The 1,679-nt window shown below is 31.4% G+C and carries 2 protein-coding genes and 1 pseudogene; 2 read left to right on the top strand and 1 reads right to left on the bottom strand.

Features of this window, described 5'->3' with window-relative positions; translation table 11 throughout:
- The first annotated feature begins 58 nt into the window (after positions 1 to 58).
- Positions 59 to 496 (top strand): PPC domain-containing DNA-binding protein, encoded by a 438-nt coding sequence (locus COZ07_RS05615; RefSeq protein WP_406607596.1) that lies wholly within the window; start codon positions 59 to 61, stop codon positions 494 to 496.
- Between the two features lie 73 nt (positions 497 to 569).
- Here COZ07_RS05615 and COZ07_RS05610 read toward each other — a convergent pair whose 3' ends face one another.
- Positions 570 to 1,082, bottom strand: a complete 513-nt coding sequence (locus tag COZ07_RS05610; protein WP_406607595.1) for a nitroreductase family protein — start codon at positions 1,080 to 1,082, stop codon at positions 570 to 572.
- 379 nt (positions 1,083 to 1,461) lie between these two features.
- Between COZ07_RS05610 and COZ07_RS05605 the strand changes: the two are divergent.
- A pseudogene (locus tag COZ07_RS05605) lies at positions 1,462 to 1,679 on the top strand (hypothetical protein); the annotation flags it as partial.

Raw genomic sequence — 1,679 nt, 5'->3', positions numbered from 1 at the left:
AAGCAAGAAAATGGAGTCTCCTTATCAACTGCTATAAATTAGAATTAGGAGGTAAAATATGAAATTTAAAAAAATCGGAAACAAATGGATAGTAAGAATCGATAAAGGAGAAGAAATTGTCCAAACTTTAAAACAATTTTGTAAGGAAAATAAAATAAAATTAGGCACAATTAGTGGAATTGGAGCTACTGATAGAGTAACTATTGGACTTTTTAACGCTAAGCATAAACAGTATCACTCTAAAGAATTAATCGGGGATTATGAAATTATCAGTTTATCTGGAAATATCTCTACCATGAATGAGGAAATATATCTTCACTTACATATTAGTTTATCTGATTCTAAATATAATGCTTATGGAGGGCATTTAAATTCTGCAGTTATTAGTGGAACCGGTGAAATTGTAATCGAAGAGATTGGGGGCAAAATAGAAAGGGAATTTAATGAAGAAGTAGGATTAAATCTCTTATTTCAAGAAAAAAATAAAACAAATTAAAAGGGCAGACTTTACGTCTGCCCTAATTATCCTTAGGTCATGAATGGTTCTGACAAATTTTATCTAACAAGTTTTAGGTTCTATATTTGTTGTAACAAACAATTTCCGATAAAGGCTTTCTCCCGGTCTTACTTCCTAATTCCTTAGGATATCCTACCGGCATTAGGGCAACAACCCGGACATCTTCGGGAACACCTAAGATTTCTTTAACCTGATCCTGGTAGAAGGCACCGATCCAACAAGTTCCTAATCCTAAAGAAGCTGCCTCCAAGCTCATATGATCCAGAGCAATAGCCAAATCGATAGGATAACTGTGCTCACCATTACTCATTATATGATCAAGATTAGTAGCACACCCGGCGATAACTACCGGAGCTTCTCCTACAAATTTCTGATTCTTGCAAGCAGGAACCAATTTTTTTCTTAAAATCTCCTCTTTTACTACTATAAATTTCCAACCTTGCTGATTACTAGCAGAAGGTGCTAATCTGCCCGCCTCTAATATCTGTTGTAATACTTCTTCGGGAATTTCTTTTTCCCGATAACTACGAACACTCTGCCTTTTTTTAATTGCCTCTAATACCATGCTACTTCCTCCTTCAAATTATTATAATGAGCTTGATAAATCAAACCCTTACGTGATCTGTGCTTTGAAGAAATTTTGCTTTTATTTGTTATTATAATATTCTTTTTACTTATTATAATACAAATTTTTAATTATGACACCTTTTATTCTAACAAAAAATATTATAAAAATAAATATTTTATAAACTAAGTATAGAAAATCTGGGATGTATTGTTATACAACCCTACTATATATGATTTAGTTTAGTAGCAATTTTATTTCTTAATTTTTCTACAAATATTCAAAAAAATTTGCAAAATTGTTTTGAAGTGATATAATTAATTTAGAAAAGACTATTTTTTTTAAATTACTTTTTGGGTCTTTTGGGAGATTATTGGTTATGGAAATTACTTCAAGGCAAAAAGAATTTTTAGTAGTTTTAATAGAATTATACCAGCAGAAAGGTTCTCCTATTCATTATTGTGAAGTTGCCCAAAAATTGGGAGTTAGTAAATGGACTGCTTATGATATGCTACAATTACTCCACCAAGAAGGCTTTCTGAATGTAGAATATATAATCCCAAAATCAGACCAATATAAATTGTGCAAATTGGGCCG

Source organism: Candidatus Infernicultor aquiphilus (assembly GCF_002784285.1).
GTDB classification, from domain to species: domain Bacteria; phylum Atribacterota; class Phoenicimicrobiia; order Phoenicimicrobiales; family Phoenicimicrobiaceae; genus Infernicultor; species Infernicultor aquiphilus.
Note: the sequence above shows the minus strand (reverse complement) of the source record. Positions and strands in the feature narration are given on the sequence as shown.